At 70.2% G+C, this 14346-nt stretch carries 13 protein-coding genes; 6 read left to right on the forward strand and 7 right to left on the reverse strand.

Annotated elements, in window-relative coordinates:
• The first annotated feature begins 2 nt into the window (after positions 1-2).
• On the forward strand, positions 3-1232 hold the full coding sequence (locus tag ACIA5G_RS24850; RefSeq protein WP_395927103.1) for a serine hydrolase domain-containing protein: 1230 nt from the start codon (positions 3-5) through the stop codon (positions 1230-1232).
• Here ACIA5G_RS24850 and ACIA5G_RS24855 read toward each other — a convergent pair.
• Positions 1211-2080 carry a type I restriction endonuclease gene (locus ACIA5G_RS24855; RefSeq protein ID WP_395927105.1) on the reverse strand — a complete coding sequence of 290 codons (870 nt, stop codon included), beginning with the start codon at positions 2078-2080 and terminating at the stop codon, positions 1211-1213. The two genes, ACIA5G_RS24850 and ACIA5G_RS24855, sit on opposite strands and share 22 nt — an antisense overlap.
• Before the next feature lie 75 nt (positions 2081-2155).
• Positions 2156-2707 (reverse strand): GNAT family N-acetyltransferase, encoded by a 552-nt coding sequence (locus ACIA5G_RS24860; RefSeq protein WP_395927107.1) that lies wholly within the window; start codon positions 2705-2707, stop codon positions 2156-2158.
• Between the two features lie 101 nt (positions 2708-2808).
• Between ACIA5G_RS24860 and ACIA5G_RS24865 the strand changes: the two genes are divergently transcribed.
• Positions 2809-4044, forward strand: a complete 1236-nt coding sequence (locus ACIA5G_RS24865) for a styrene monooxygenase/indole monooxygenase family protein (RefSeq protein ID WP_395927109.1) — start codon at positions 2809-2811, stop codon at positions 4042-4044.
• Here the strand turns inward: ACIA5G_RS24865 and ACIA5G_RS24870 are convergent.
• The 5 genes from ACIA5G_RS24870 to ACIA5G_RS24890 all read right to left on the reverse strand — a co-directional run bounded on the left by ACIA5G_RS24870 (position 4041) and on the right by ACIA5G_RS24890 (position 10321).
• Positions 4041-5495 (reverse strand): alpha/beta hydrolase, encoded by a 1455-nt coding sequence (locus ACIA5G_RS24870; RefSeq protein WP_395927111.1) that lies wholly within the window; start codon positions 5493-5495, stop codon positions 4041-4043. The two genes, ACIA5G_RS24865 and ACIA5G_RS24870, sit on opposite strands and share 4 nt — an antisense overlap.
• Positions 5496-5583: 88 nt before the next feature.
• On the reverse strand, positions 5584-6582 hold the full coding sequence (locus ACIA5G_RS24875; protein ID WP_395927113.1) for a TIGR03842 family LLM class F420-dependent oxidoreductase: 999 nt from the start codon (positions 6580-6582) through the stop codon (positions 5584-5586).
• 10 nt (positions 6583-6592) lie between these two features.
• The gene (hydA, locus tag ACIA5G_RS24880; protein WP_395927115.1) at positions 6593-7975 is read right to left on the reverse strand and encodes a dihydropyrimidinase; all 1383 of its coding nucleotides are present in this window, start codon (positions 7973-7975) and stop codon (positions 6593-6595) included.
• Positions 7975-8757 (reverse strand): nitrilase-related carbon-nitrogen hydrolase, encoded by a 783-nt coding sequence (locus ACIA5G_RS24885; protein ID WP_395927994.1) that lies wholly within the window; start codon positions 8755-8757, stop codon positions 7975-7977. Before ACIA5G_RS24885 ends, hydA begins: the two co-directional genes overlap by 1 nt.
• 10 nt (positions 8758-8767) lie before the next feature.
• The gene (locus ACIA5G_RS24890; RefSeq protein WP_395927117.1) at positions 8768-10321 is read right to left on the reverse strand and encodes an NCS1 family nucleobase:cation symporter-1; all 1554 of its coding nucleotides are present in this window, start codon (positions 10319-10321) and stop codon (positions 8768-8770) included.
• Between the two features lie 220 nt (positions 10322-10541).
• Here ACIA5G_RS24890 and ACIA5G_RS24895 point away from each other — a divergent pair, with 220 nt between their 5' ends.
• The 4 genes from ACIA5G_RS24895 (at position 10542) to ACIA5G_RS24910 (ending at position 14327) form a co-directional block, all read left to right on the forward strand.
• Complete coding sequence (locus ACIA5G_RS24895) at positions 10542-11234, forward strand: response regulator transcription factor (RefSeq protein ID WP_395927119.1); 693 nt, start codon at positions 10542-10544, stop codon at positions 11232-11234.
• Complete coding sequence (locus tag ACIA5G_RS24900) at positions 11231-12250, forward strand: ATP-binding protein (RefSeq protein WP_395927121.1); 1020 nt, start codon at positions 11231-11233, stop codon at positions 12248-12250. The genes ACIA5G_RS24895 and ACIA5G_RS24900 overlap by 4 nt, the downstream gene beginning before the upstream one ends.
• 311 nt (positions 12251-12561) lie before the next feature.
• Complete coding sequence (locus tag ACIA5G_RS24905) at positions 12562-12891, forward strand: hypothetical protein (RefSeq protein ID WP_395927123.1); 330 nt, start codon at positions 12562-12564, stop codon at positions 12889-12891.
• Between the two features lie 68 nt (positions 12892-12959).
• A complete protein-coding gene (locus ACIA5G_RS24910; protein WP_395927125.1) occupies positions 12960-14327 on the forward strand; it encodes a DUF4153 domain-containing protein in 1368 nt (455 codons plus the stop codon).
• Positions 14328-14346: the final 19 nt, after the last annotated feature.

A 14346-nucleotide genomic window follows, 5' to 3' on the forward strand; every position in this document is an offset into this window, starting at 1 on the left:
GCATGGCACAACTCAAGGTGGACGTCGACCCGGCCGAAGCCGGGTTCGACGCGTCGCGGCTTTCCCGCTTGGACGCCCATTTCGACCGCTACGTCGAAGATGGACGGTTACCGGGCTGGCTCGCGGTGGTGAGCAGGCACGGCCGGATCGTGCACGTCGGCCGCGGCGGGCACAGTGACGTCGAGGCCGGCACGCCGGTCGAGACGGACACGCTGTGGCGGATCTTTTCGATGACCAAGCCGGTCACGTCGGTCGCCGCGATGATCCTCGCCGAAGAGGGCCTGCTGGAGCTGGACGACCCGATCTCGCAGTGGCTGCCCGAGTTCGCGTCGCCGAAGGTGTTCGTCAAGGGTTCGTCGCTGCGGCCGCTGACCGAGCCCGCGACCGAGCCGATCCGCGTCTGGCACCTGCTCACGCACACGGCGGGCCTGACCTACGGTTTCCACCACGGCCACCCGGTGGACGCGATGTACCGCGCGGCCGGTTTCGAGTGGGGCACCCCGCCGGGTCTCGACCTGGCCGCGTGTTCCGAGCAGTGGGCTTCGCTGCCGTTGCTGTTCCAGCCCGGGACCGAGTGGAACTACTCGATCGCGTCGGACGTCCTCGGCCGGGTGGTCGAGGTGGTGTCCGGGCTTCCGCTGGACGAGTTCTTCTCGTCGCGGATCTTCGCGCCCCTGGGCATGACGGACACCGGGTTCGTGGCGTCGTCTTCGTCCCGCCTGGCGGCGCTCTACGTCCCGGATCCGGCGACCGGCCGTGCTTCGAGGAACGAGGCGTTCGGCACCGTCGGCAAGTCCCGCCCGGACTGCCTTTCGGGCGGCGGCGGCCTGGTGTCGTCGGCGGCGGACTATTGGCGCTTCACGGAGATGTTGCTGCGCGGCGGAGTTCTCGACGACGTCCGGTTGTTGTCCCCGCGGACGGTGTCCCTGATGGCGAGCAACCACCTGCCGGGACACGTCGACCTGGAGGCCTTCGGGCGGCCGTTGTTCGCGGAGATGCCGTTCGACGGGCACGGCTTCGGACTGGGGTTCTCGGTGCTGGAGGACCCGGTGAAGGCCCGGACGCTGGCGTCGGCCGGGGAGTTCGCTTGGGGCGGGGCGGCTTCTACCGCGTTCTGGGTGGATCCGGACGAGGATCTGACGGTCGGGTTTTATACGCAGCTGCTGCCGTCGAGCACCTACCGGCTGCGGCCGCAGCTGCGGCAGCTGGTTTACCAGGCGCTGGTGGACTGAGCTTCCTCGGCGGCGATCGGTGGCGCGGTCAGGTAGCGCGCCACCGTCTGCCGCAGGTGGTCGGCGTGGGCGTAGATCTCCTCGACGTTCGCGATCGAGATGCGGGTCTCGACCTTGTTTTCGTCGAAGACCCCGAGGTACTTCTTCGAGCGGTTGAACCACAGCCGCGCGATCGGCTTGCGATTGTTGTCGTCGAGCAGCACGCCGAAGTAGGTCTTGGTGTCCCGCGGGACGACCCGCGCCGCCGCCACTTCACCGCAGACGATCGCCCGGACGACCCGGTAACCTTCGATCTCCTCTTCGGTGGTGACGAGCTCGCCGTTGCCGTCTTCGCGGGCGGGGCTTTCGACGACCGCGGGATCGGCCTGCGGCGTCACGCTCACGTAGGAGTCGGGTGCCCCGAGCGCGTTCTTCAGCCGGTCGTTGAACGGACCTTCGTACACCCGTGTCGTCAGGAACTTCACCCACTCGTCCTCGGGCTCCTTGAACTGCGCCGCGAGGATGCGCTTGAGCTGGCCGATGTACTTCAGCTCACCCGCGGCGCTGATCACCGAGTCGAGGTCGAAGGACTCCTTGGTGAGCTTGGCGTCCATCCGGTCCGGCGCGTCGAGGTCGGTGTAGAACTCGTACACCTGCCCGTTCGTCAGGACGGCGATCCTCGCGTTCGTCACGGCGAAGTACCGGAAGAGCTGGGAGGCGTGCTCGATGCGCAGCGGGTCGTTGATCTTCTTGGCCTCGACGAGCACCTGCACCTGACCGTTGTGCACGATCGCGTAGTCGATCTTTCGTCCGGGCTCGGGCGCTGGAGTTCGCTCGCCAGCTCGGAATGATGTGAACTCGAGGGCCATTGCGGCTGGGTTGGACACGCCGTTCTGTGCGGTAACGAAGGTGCCCGGCCTGGATCCGTGCCGCCGCGCGGTCTGTTACGGATTCCGTTCGAATGGCCTGGAAGGAGCCGCCGGGTGGTCGTGGAGGTGGACCTCGGCCTCCGCCACTCCCTCCGCGATCACCCGGCGCCCTCTCGCGTGGTCCAGCAGTTCCGCCACAGGGCGGTTGTCCGCCGAATACACCGCCGTGAACCGGTCGAAGCCGCGCTCCAGCGCTGCCAGTCCCAGCATGTGCAGCATCGCCGACGCCAAGCCGACGCGGCGCCACGCGGGTGCCACCGCCACCGCGATCTCCGCCACTCGCCGGCTCGTGGCCTCGTACCGCGCGATCGCCACGCCCGGGCCCGCCGACGATCGGGCCACCAGGGCGAACCGGCGCTGGTAATCCAACGTGGTCAGGCGCTCCAGGAGGCGCGGCGTCACGCGCGGGGCCGAGCCGCAGAAACGGCGGCGCAACGTCTCGAGGTCCGCCGTGCGGATCGCTTCGCCCAGCTCGGGCGCGTCCAGTGGGGTGAGCGGGCGGATCACCGCCGGCCGGCCGTCGCGGAGCCGGAGCGTTCGGTCGAATCCCTGCGGCGGTTCCGTCACCGCGCCACCCTAGCGATGCCCCTTCGGCCGCCCGATCGGGCAGGCGGCTTCCCGGGAAACGAGTACGTTGGGAGCCAACGGTTTCCTGGGGAGGGACGGCCATGCGGCGGATCGGGATCGTCGGAGCGGGGCAAGCGGGATTGGTCCTCGCGATCGGGTTGCGGCAACTGGGCTACCACGTCACGGTGTTCGCCGAACGCCCCGCCGCCGAGGTGCGGGCAGTCCGGCTCGTTTCGAACCAGTGCCTGTTCCACCCCGCTCTTGAACGGGAACGCGAGCTCGGCATCAACTTCTGGGACGCCGACGCGCCGCCGGTCCGCGAAGTGGCTTTCGCCGCCGCTGGGGAAACCGCCGATCCGGCGATTTCCTGGCGTGTTGCGCTCGACCGGCCGGCGCAGTCCGTTGATCAGCGCGTGAAGGTCGCCGACTGGATGGCGGAGTTCGAACGCCTCGGTGGTGACCTCCGGATCCGCCGGGTGAGCCCGGCCGACCTCGACGAGTGCGCCCGCGAGTTCGAACTCCTCGTCGTTGCGGCCGGGCGCGGGCCGCAGTTCGACACGCTCTTCCCGCGTGACGACGAACGGTCGCCGTACCACGAACCGCAGCGGGCGATCGGCGTGCTCTACGTCGCCGGGACGCTGGACGCCGTACCCGGCCTCACCTTCGGCCTGTCCCAGGTGGGCGAGTTCTTCCTGCTGCCGGTGCGCTCGGTGCACGGCCCGGTGCACGGCATCGGCTTCTTCGGCGTCCCCGGCGGCCCGATGGACGTCTGGGACGCCGTCACCGACGTCGAGCAGCACCACGAGACGGCCCGGAAACTGCTGCGCGCGCACTACCCGTGGCAGGCGGGGCTGCTCGACAGCACGTCCCCGGCGGCGCCGACCGACCTGCTGCACGGCCGGATCACGCCGGTGGTGCGGCACCCGGTGGGCACCCTGCCGTCCGGGGCGAAGGTCCTCGCGATGGGCGACACCGCGGTGACCAACGACCCGGTCGGCGGCCAGGGCGCCAACCTGGCCGCCCGCGCGGCCCGGACCTACCAGGAGGCGATCGTCGACCACGCCGACCGGCCGTTCGACGAAGAGTTCCTCTACGGCACCTTCGCCCGCTATTGGCGGCACGCCCGGCACGCGACGCGCTTCACCAACGACCTCCTGGCCCCGCCACCGGACCACGTTCTGGCCACTTTGGACACCGCGCAACGCGTGCCCGAGGTGGCGCACCGGTTCGCGCACCTCTTCGAGAACCCGGCTGACTACGAGGGGTGGCTCGCCGAACCCCGGTCGTCGTACCGGTTCCTCGAAGAGGCGACGGCTCGCCGCGTCGCGACGCCTTAGCCGAACGGGCCGTGGTCCGGGGCGCAGACCGTGCCCCGGGCCGGCACCGAACCGGCGACGAAGTAGCGGTCCAGCCAGGTGTCCACACACGCGCTCTTGCCGCGCGAGCCGTGGCCGTACGTGTCGAGGCTCAGCAGCCGGGCGTTGCCCAGCAGACGCTCGGTGCGCTGCGCTCCGGCGTACGGCGTTTCCAGGTCGCCCTGGCGGTTCGCTAGGAGCAGGATCGGCGCCGTCGGGCGGTTCCACGGCCCGGTGTAGCGGCCGGTGTCCGTGACGTCCCAGGTGGCGCAGGGGAGCGTCTTGTAGACGTCGTACGGGCCGAAGCCGCGGCCGACCTGGTCGGCCTGGCCGGCGTACCCGGCCCAGACCGCCGGGTCACGCGGGTTCGCCGCGTCGGAGCAGAGGGTCGCGCCGCCGCCCAGCAGCGAGTCGATGTCCGGCGGGCCGCCCGTCACCACCGGCGCCCGGCTCGCCGGGTCCGCGAGTGCCTGGAGGTACGCCGCCAGCTGCGGCGCCGCCTGCGCGTCGGTCAGGTAGTTGTGGATTTGGGCGATCGCGCTCTGGTAGGTGACGACGACCTGCCGTCCGGCCGTGTCGGTCACGGTGATCGGGCCGGCTTCGAGCCGGTCCAGGATCGTGGTGTAGTCGAAGGTGCAGCGCGACGCGCAGGCGTCCAAAAAGGACTGGAGCGCGCGCGGGCCGTCTTCGAAGCCGCGCAGGCGGTAGCTCATCGGTCCCGGGCCGGTCGCCCAGCGCGACGGGTCGTCCACGGCGTCCAGCGCCAGCGTCCCGACGCGGCCGGGGAACAGGTTCGCGTACGTCTCGCCGATGTAGGTGCCGTAGGACTTCCCGTAGAACCGCAGCTTGGTTTCGCCGAAGGCGGCCCGCAGCCGGTCGAGGTCGCGGGCGATCGTGCCGGTGGAGAGGTGGTTCGCGAGCGGCCCGGCGTTCTGCTCGCACAGGTCGGTGACGGTCTTCGTGTCCGCGATCTGCTGCTGTTCGGCGGCCGGCGTCAGCGGGAACGTGCCGAGGGCGCGTTGCAGCACTTCCAGCTGTGACGGATCGGTGAAGCAGTGGATCTTCGAGCTGGCGCCGACACCGCGCGGGTCGATCCCGACGATGTCGAACCGCTGGTGCAGCGCGGGTGTCAACGCGGGCGCGAACCGTCCGGACGAGCCGGGCCCGCCGGGGTTGTAGAAGATGGTGCCGAGCTTGTGGGCCTGGTCGGTGGCCGGGAGGCGGCCGACCGCGACGGTCACTGTCCCGGCTGATGGGTCCTGATAGGACAGCGGGACGTCGAGGTGACCACAGTCGTACCCGCCCGGCGAGCCGGTGGGGCAGGATTCCCAGACGATTCCGGCGGGGCTCGCCGACGCCGCGGGCGCGAGGGCGCCCACCGCGAGCGTGGCGGCCCCCAGAGCCAGCGCAGCACGGAGTTTTCGAGGATTCATGCCGCCGATCGTCCCGCCGCCGGCCCGGGGGCACGCTGGTGCGCACCCCCGGAACCGAGGTAGGGCGAGCCTCACCGCCCGGCTCGGGTCAGGCGGTGAGCTTCGGGATGATCTGGGAGCCGTAGGAGGAAAGCGTTGCCTCGCGGTCGTCGTGCATCAGGTACAGCGAGAACTGGTCCACGCCCAGCTCGGCCAGCTCCTGCAGGCGTGAGACGTGCGACGAAGGCGGGCCCAGCAGGCAGAACCGGTCGACGATCTCGTCCGGGACGAACTCCGTCGACGGGTTGCCCGCCTTGCCGTGGTGGCTGTAGTCGTACCCCTCGCGCTCGCGGATGTAGTCCGTCAGCTCGCGAGGCACCGCACCGGAAGAGCCGTAGCGCGCCACCAGGTCCGCGACGTGGTTGCCGACCATCCCGCCGAACCAGCGCAGCTGCTCGCGCTGGTGCGCCAGGTCTTCGCCGACGTACGCCGGAGCCGCGACGCAGATCGTGATGCCGCCCGGGTCGCGGCCGGCCGCCCGGGCCGCGTCGCGGACCGCGCCGATCGTCCAGCGCGCGATCGCCGGGTCGGCGCACTGCAGGATGAAGCCGTCGGCGTGCTCGCCGACCGTCTTCAGCGCCTTCGGCCCGTACCCGGCCATCCACATCTCGAGCCGGCCGTTGCGGATCCACGGGATCTGCACGGTCTTCTCGTTCATCGTCACCGCGCGGCCCTCGGCGAGGTCCTTCACGACCTGCATGCAGTCGCGCACGGTGGCCAAAGTGGACGGTGGCTTGCCGACCACCCGGTGCGCGGAGTCGCCGCGGCCGATGCCGCAGACCGTCCGGTTGCCGTACATGTCGTTGAGCGTGGCGAACGTCGACGCCATCACCGACCAGTCGCGGGTGCCCGGGCTGGTCACCATCGGCCCGACCACCAGCGACGACGTCGCGGCGAGGATCGCCGAGTAGATGACGAACGGCTCCTGCCACAGCACGCAGGAGTCGAACGTCCAGCCGTAGCGGAACCCGGCGTCCTCGGCGTCCTTCATCAGCCGCACGACGTCCCGCGCGGGCGGGTCCGTCTGCAGCACGATCCCGAAGTCCATCGGCCGCTCCTCAGTTCAGGTACTGGTTCAGCGAGCGGGACAGGAACTTGCCGTGCGACGTCGACCCCGTGAACCCGTCAGGCGACACGACAACGCGCCCACGGGACAGCACCGTGTGCACCCGACCGGTCAGCTCGAACCCTTCGTACGCCGAGTAGTCCACGTTCATGTGGTGCGTCTCGGCCGACAGGGTCTGGGTCGCCGCCGGGTCGTAGATCACGATGTCCGCGTCCGAACCCGCCGCGATGACTCCCTTGCGCGGGTACAGCCCGAACATCCGCGCCGGTGTCGCCGAGCACGTCTCGACCCAGCGCCCGAGCGTCAGCTGACCCGCGACGACACCCTGGTGCAGCAGGTCCATCCGGTGCTCGACCCCCGGCATGCCGTTCGGGATCGCCCGGAAGTCCCCGCGGCCCAGTTCCTTCTGGTCCTTGAAGCAGAACGGGCAGTGGTCGGTGGACACCACGGACAGGTCGTTCGTCCGCAGCCCGCGCCACAGGTCCGCCTGGTGCGACTTCTCCCGCAGCGGCGGCGACGCGACGTACTTCGCGCCCTCGAAGTCCGGCTTCGCCAAGTCCTCGATGGACAGATAGAGATACTGCGGGCACGTCTCCGCGAACACGTTCTGGCCGTCGTTACGCGCTTCCGCCACCGCCGCCAGCGCTTGCGACGCCGAAAGGTGCACGATGTAGAGCGGTGACCCGGTCACCTTCGCGAGCTGGATCGCCCGCGACGTCGCTTCTCCTTCCAGCTCCGGCGGCCGCGTCAGGCCGTGTTGTACCGGGTCGATGTTGCCGGCTTCGAAGGCCTGCGCCGCCAGCTGGTCGATCGCGATGCCGTTCTCCGCGTGCATCATGATCGTAGCGCCGATTTCGCGCGCTTTTTGCATGGCCAGCAGGATTTCCCCGTCCGTGGAGTAGAACACCCCCGGATAGGCCATGAACATCTTGAAGCTGCCGACCCCGCCGTCGATGCAGGCTTCCATCTCCTTCAACGACTGGTCGTTGACGTCGGAGACGATCATGTGGAAGCCGTAGTCGATCGCGCAGTTGCCGTCGGCCTTCGCGTGCCACTTGTCCAGTGTGGACAGCAGCGACGTCCCCTTGGCCTGCACGGCGAAGTCGATGATCGTCGTCGTGCCGCCCCAGGCCGCGGCCGTGGTGCCGGTGGAGAACGTGTCGACGGAGTGCGTGCCGCCGAACGGCATCTCCATGTGCGTGTGCGCGTCGATCCCGCCGGGCAGCACGTACTTGCCGGTGGCGTCGATCGTCTCGTCGCCGGCCAGCGTGCCGGGCGCGCCGACGGCGGCGATCGTCTCGCCGTCCACCAGCACGTCCGCGGTCAGCGCACCCGACGGTGAGACGACCTGCCCGCCCTTGATGAGCGTGGTCATCAGGCCTCCGTGAGGGGGCCGTAGGTGTCCGGCCGGCGGTCGCGGTAGAACGCCCACAGGTCCCGGACCTCGTCGAGCAGCGTCATGTCCAGGTCGCGGATGACCACCTCGTCGTCGGTGTCGGACGCGGCGTCGCCGATCAGCTGGCCGCGCGGGTCGGCGAAGTACGTCTGGCCGTAGAAGTCGTTGTCGCCCAGCGGTTCCACGCCGACGCGGTTGATCGCGCCGACGAAGTATTCGTTCGCCACCGCGGCCGCTGGCTGCTCCAGCTTCCACAGGTACTGCGACAGGCCGCGGCTGGTCGCCGACGGGTTGAACACGATCTTCGCCCCGGCCAGGCCCAGCGCGCGCCAGCCTTCGGGGAAGTGCCGCTCGTAGCAGATGTAGACGCCGATGCGGCCCACGGCGGTGTCGAACACCGGGTAGCCCAGGTTCCCGGGCCGGAAGTAGAACTTCTCCCAGAAGCCCTTGACCTGCGGGATGTGGTTCTTGCGGTGCTTGCCGAGGTACGTGCCGTCGGCGTCGATCACCGCGGCGGTGTTGTAGTAGACGCCGGGCTGCTCGACCTCGTACATCGGCACGACCAGCACCACGCCGTGGCGCTCGGCCACCTCCTGCATGAGCTGGGTCGTCGGGCCGTCCGGGATGCCCTCGGTGTAGGAGTAGAACTCGGTGTCCTGCACCTGGCAGAAGTAGGGGCCGTAGAACAGCTCCTGCAGGCAGACGACCTGGGCGCCCTGCGAGGCGGCGGAGGCGATGTGGTCCACCGCCGCCTTGATCATGGACTCCTTGTCACCCGTCCACCGCTGCTGGATCAATGCGGCTCGGACCACGCTCACTGGCTTCCTCCTTGTTCGAAGATGCGGACAGGGCGGCGAAGACGACGAACGCGCCGACGAAGCCGACCACCCAGTTGTAGTCGTAAAGCGGCTTGAGGAACGGGATGAGCCCGTCCGCGGGGAACGGCCCGCCATAGGCGCCACCGACCGAGAGAACGGCTCCCACCAGCGTCGCGACCAGCGCGCGCCAGTTCCAGCCGCCGCTGAACCAATACACCCCATCGGGTGTGTAGAGGTCCTTCAGCTTGAGCTTCGTGCGGGCGATCACCCAGTACCCGGCGACGAGCACCCCGGCGACCGCGCCGAGCAGGCCGCCGTAGAAGCCGAGCCACGCGAAGATGTAGATGTTCGGGTCGGAGTAGAGGCGCCACGGCTGGATCAGGATGCCGATGACACCGGTGATCCCGCCGCCGACCGCGAAGGTGATCTTCTTCGGGAAGGCGTTGGAGAAGTCGTAGGACGGGCTGACGACGTTGGCCGCGAGGTTCGCCGAGATCGTCGCCAGCACCAGCGCGACCAGCGCGACGACGACCACGACCGGGCTGGAGAACTTGTCCGCCAGCTGCGCCGGGTCCCAGATGTCCTCGCCGTAGAGCACGTGCCCGCCGGAAGTGGTCAGGATGGCCACGATCGCGATGAACGTCATCGTCGTCGGCAGGCCGAGGATCTGGCCGCGGACCTGCTTGCGCTGGCTGCCGCCGAAGCGGGTGAAGTCCGGCATGTTCAGCGAGAGTGTCGACCAGAACGCGATCATCGCCATCAGCGACGGCGCGAACACCTTCCAGAAGTCCGGGCCCCAGCCGAGCTTGCCGCCGTCGGACAGGATCGGGCCGAGCCCGCCCGCCTTGACCAGCACGTACCCGAGCATGATCAGGAAGCCGACCGACACGAGCGGCGCCGTCCAGTTCTCGAACCGGCGGACCGCGTCCATGCCGCGCCAGATGATCAGCATCTGGCCGATCCAGAAGACCACGAAGGACAGCCACAGCGTCCAGTGCTGGCCGGCGATCTCCGGCGCGTCCCGCCACCACGAGCCGAGCAGCCGCCCGAGGATGACGTAGATGGCCTCACCGCCGACCCAGGTCTGGATGCCGAACCAGCCGCACGCGATGAACGCGCGCAGCAGGGCGGCCAGGTTGGCGCCGCGCAGGCCGTAGAACGCGCGGGCGAACACCGGGAACGGGATGCCGTACTTCGTGCCGGCGTGGCTGTTGAGCAGCATCGGCGCCAGCACGACCAGGTTGCCGATGGTGATGGTGATCAGCGCCTGCACCCAGTTCATGCCGAGCGCGATCAGCGACGCGGCCAGGGCGTAGCTGGGGATGTTGTGGGCCATCCCCATCCAGAGCGCGAAGTAGTTGTAGGTGGTCCAGGTCCGCCTTTCGACGGGGACGGGGGCCAGCTCTTCGTTGAAGAACCGGCTGCCTTCGAGAGACCCGACGTCGGCGGGGTCCAGTTCGACCCGGCCGTCGTCGTGCACGCGCTGGTCTGCGGGTGTCGGCGCCATTGCGGAATCCTGCGCGTCCGGTGTCGAGCGGGGCAACGGCAGAGTGTTCACTCTTCGACGGCTAGGAGTGCAGTCTGTCGATTGCGCGAAAGGCCGTCGGGGTGCATGACCTGCGTCACACGACTGGCGGTCACATTCCGGCAAAGCGGGGGAAACGTCTCCACAGGATCTCCACAGTTCGCGCCGACCGTCTCCACCGGCGGTGCCTAGAGTCGGCGCCATGGAATCGGGAGTGCGGCGGGTGCTCGTCGTCGAGGACGACCTCACGATCGCCGCGTCGATCACGGCCCGGCTGCGGGCCGAGGGGTTCAGCGTCGACGTCGCCCACGACGGGCCGGCCGCCGTCGAAGCCGAGGCTTCTTCGGAGCCGGACCTGGTGGTCTTGGACGTCATGCTGCCGGGGTTCGACGGCCTCGAGGTCTGCCGCCGCATCCAGGGGCGGCGACCGGTGCCGGTGCTCATGCTCACCGCGCGGGCCGACGAGACGGACATGCTGGTCGGGCTGGGGGTCGGCGCCGACGACTACCTCACGAAGCCGTTCTCGATGCGGGTGCTGACAGCCCGGGTGCACGCGCTGCTGCGCCGGGTGGAGCGCTCTTCGTCCGCCCATGGTGCGCGGATCGTGCTGGGTGACCTCGAGATCGACGTCGACCAGCGGCGCGTCGCCCGGGCCGGCGTCGCGGCGCAGCTGACGCCGATCGAGTTCGACCTGCTGGTGCACTTCGCGCGGCGGCCGCGGGTGGTGCAGCCGCGGGAACGGCTGCTGTCGGAGGTGTGGGACTGGGACGTGCACGGCACGTCCGCGGGCACCCGGGCGGTGGACAGCCACATCAAGGCGCTGCGGCGCAAGCTCGGCGCGGACCTCATCCGCACGGTGCACGGCGTCGGTTACGCGCTGGAGGCGGGATCGTGAAGGCGCTGCTGGTCCGGGTGGTCGAGCTGCTGCCGCGGCCGTTGGACGGGATCCGGTCGATCAAGCTGAAGCTGGCGATCCTGATGGTCGCGTCCGGCGGGGTCGCGTTCGCGTTCTTCAACTGGCAGATCGGCTGGCTGCCGCCGCGGACGACGATCACCGCGATGGTGCTGGCCCTGCTGTTGTCGCAGGTCCTGGCCCACGGCATGACACGGCCGTTGCGCGAGATGACGGCGGCGGCGCGGGCGATGGCCAAGGGCGACTACACCCGCCGCATCCGCGCGACCACCCGCGACGAGGTGGGTTCGCTGGCCGAGGCGTTCAACCAGATGGCGGGCGACCTGGGCGACGCCGACCGGCAGCGGCGCGAGCTGATCGCGAACGTGTCGCACGAGCTGAGGACGCCGATCACCGCGTTGAGCGGTGTGCTGGAGAACCTCGTCGACGGGGTCGAGGACGCGGACCCGGCGACGTTGAAGACGGCCCTGCAGCAGACCGAGCGCCTGGCGAACCTGGTGGACGAGCTCCTGGACCTGTCCCGGCTCGACGCGGGGGCGATTCCCCTGCACAAGACGTCGTTCTCGCTCGCTTCGCTGCTTACGGACGTCGTCGACGAGGCGGCGTTCGTCGGCCGCGGCGTGCGGTTCGAGGTGGCGGTGACCCCGCCGGCCGCGGTCGTGACGGCGGACCGCGGGCGGCTGTTCCAGGTGGTGGTGAACCTCCTGGAGAACGCGGCCCGCCACGGCCCGGCGGGCGGGTTGGTGCACGTGAGCGCCGAGCTGCGGCCGGGTGAGGTCCGGATCGAGGTGCGTGACGAGGGGCCGGGGATCGCGCCGTCGGAGCGGGGGCGGGTGTTCGAGCGGTTCACGCGCGGGGAGCGGCCGACCGGTGGGGGGACGGGGCTGGGCCTGGCGATCGCCCGGTGGGCGGTGGACCTGCACGGCGGGACGATCGGGGTGGTGGAGTCGGGGGCCGGGACGGGGTGCCTGATCCGGGTGACGCTGCCGACCGGTTAGTCCTTCGGGCTGGGTAGGGGCGGCTTCCGGGATGTCATGAACGACTCGTTCATGACCTTCAGACGTGGGTTCGGCTCCGGTTTGGCGCGATGCGATGTTCGCAAAAGCGAACGTGAGAACTCGAGAAAGAGGCGAAATGCCCAAGTCCAAGATCGGCGGCGCCGCGGCGCCGCGGGGAAAGCGCTCGGTCGCGTCCCGGGCGGCCGCGCCGGAGGCCTCGCCGCCCGGGACTTCGGCCGGCGGTGTGGAGGCGACGGTGGGTTCGGTTGGCAGGGGCGCCGGCGGGGCTGGCTCGGTTGGTGGTGGCGGGGTTGCTGGTGGGGCTGGCTCGGCTGGTGGGCTTGGCTTGGCAGGTGGGGCTGGCTCGGTTGGCGGTGGTGGGGTTGCTGGTGGGCCTGGCTCGGCTGGTGGGGCTGGCTCGGTTGGTGGTGGTGGGGTTGCCGGTGGGCCTGGCTCGGCTGGTGGTGGCGGGGTTGCTGGTGGGCCTGGCTCGGCCGGTAGGTCTGGCATGGCTGGCGGGGTTGCCGGAGGCGTTGGCTTGGCTGGTGGGGTTGCCGGTGGGTCCGGCTCGCTCGGTGGAGCTCCTGCTGGCGGACCGTCGCCCGGGGGCGGAGTTGCCCTGGCCGCGCCGCCCATTCTGATGCGGCCGCTGCCGCCGCCGAAATCTGCCGTTGTTCCGCTGCCGCCCGCTGTTCTTCCGGCTGCCGGGTTGGCCGGGGTTGCCGCCGCTCTTGTGCTGCCCGTCGACCGGCCCGGGGTCGGGTGGCTGCTGACCGGGGTGGCGATGACCGCCGCCGTTGTCGTGGCTGATCGGCGGTCGCGGGGCGACGGGCAGGCGAGCCCCTTCACCTGGCTCAGCGGGGGCTGGGCCTTGCTCAGCCTCGCCCTCCTCGGCATGGGCGCCGTCCGGGCGTCGGGGTGGCTCTTCGTTCTCTGCGTGCTCGCCGCCGTTGTTACCGGATCCCTTGCCCTGGTGGGGAAACGGACCGTCAACACCATCCTCTACGACGTGCTCGCCGTCCCCCTCGAAGCCCTCCGGGCGATCCCGTGGGCCGGGCGCGGCGTCGGGCGGTTCACCGCCCGGCGGGACGGTGTCGCCCGCCGGATCGCGCTGGCCGTGCTGGCCGCCGCCGCGCTGGTCGCCGTTTTCGTGCCGCTGCTGGCCAGTGCCGATGCCGCCTTCGCCGCCGTGGTCAACGCCATGGTTCCCGACCTCAGCGTCGAGACGCTCGTGCGCTGGTGCGTGGTGTTCGCCGTGGCCGCGCTGCTCGTCGCCGGGGCTTGTTACTTCCTCGCCTCGCCACCGCACCGGGCGTCGGCCGATCGTCCACATCGGACGAAGTACGGTCTGGAGTGGATGGTCCCGCTCACCGTGCTCGTCCTGCTCTTCAGCGTCTTCGTCGGCGTCCGGCTGGTCGTGCTGTTCGGGGGTACCGAGTACGTCCTGCGCACCAGCAACCTGACCTCGGCGGAGTACGCCCGCAGCGGCTTCTGGCAGCTGTGCGCCGTCACCGTCCTGACGCTCGCCATCGTCTCCGCGGCCCTGCGCTGGGCGCCGGACACGACCCAGGCCGACCGGCTGCGGCAGCGTGTCCTGCTGGGGGCGCTCAGCGCGCTGAGCCTGGTGCTCGTCGGGTCGGCGCTGAGTCGCATGTGGACCTACCAGCAGGCCTACGGCTTCACCGTGCTGCGGCTGCTCGTCGAGGTCTGCGAACTCTGGTTCGGCGCGGTGTTCGTGCTGGTCCTGGCGTCGCTGGTCAAGCTGCGCTCGACGTGGCTGCCCCGCGCGGCCATCGGCACCGCCGCCGCGGCGCTGCTCGCCCTCGCGATCCTCGACCCCGAACGCCTCATCGCCGACGCCAACCTGGACCGCGCCGCCGCCGGGAAACCCCTGGACAGCGCGTATCTCGCCGGCTTCTCGACGGACGTCGTCCCGGTGGTCTCGGCCCGGCTGCCGGAACCGCTGCGCACCCGCGTGCTGCGCCAGGTCCTCGACGGCGACACCCCCGACGGCTGGCCCGCGTGGAACCTCAGCCGTTCCTCAGCCCGTGATGTGACTCTCGGCGACGGAAACTGAACCGAACCGGCCTCCGCTG

This window comes from Amycolatopsis sp. NPDC051758 (assembly GCF_044453095.1).
GTDB lineage: Bacteria > Actinomycetota > Actinomycetes > Mycobacteriales > Pseudonocardiaceae > Amycolatopsis.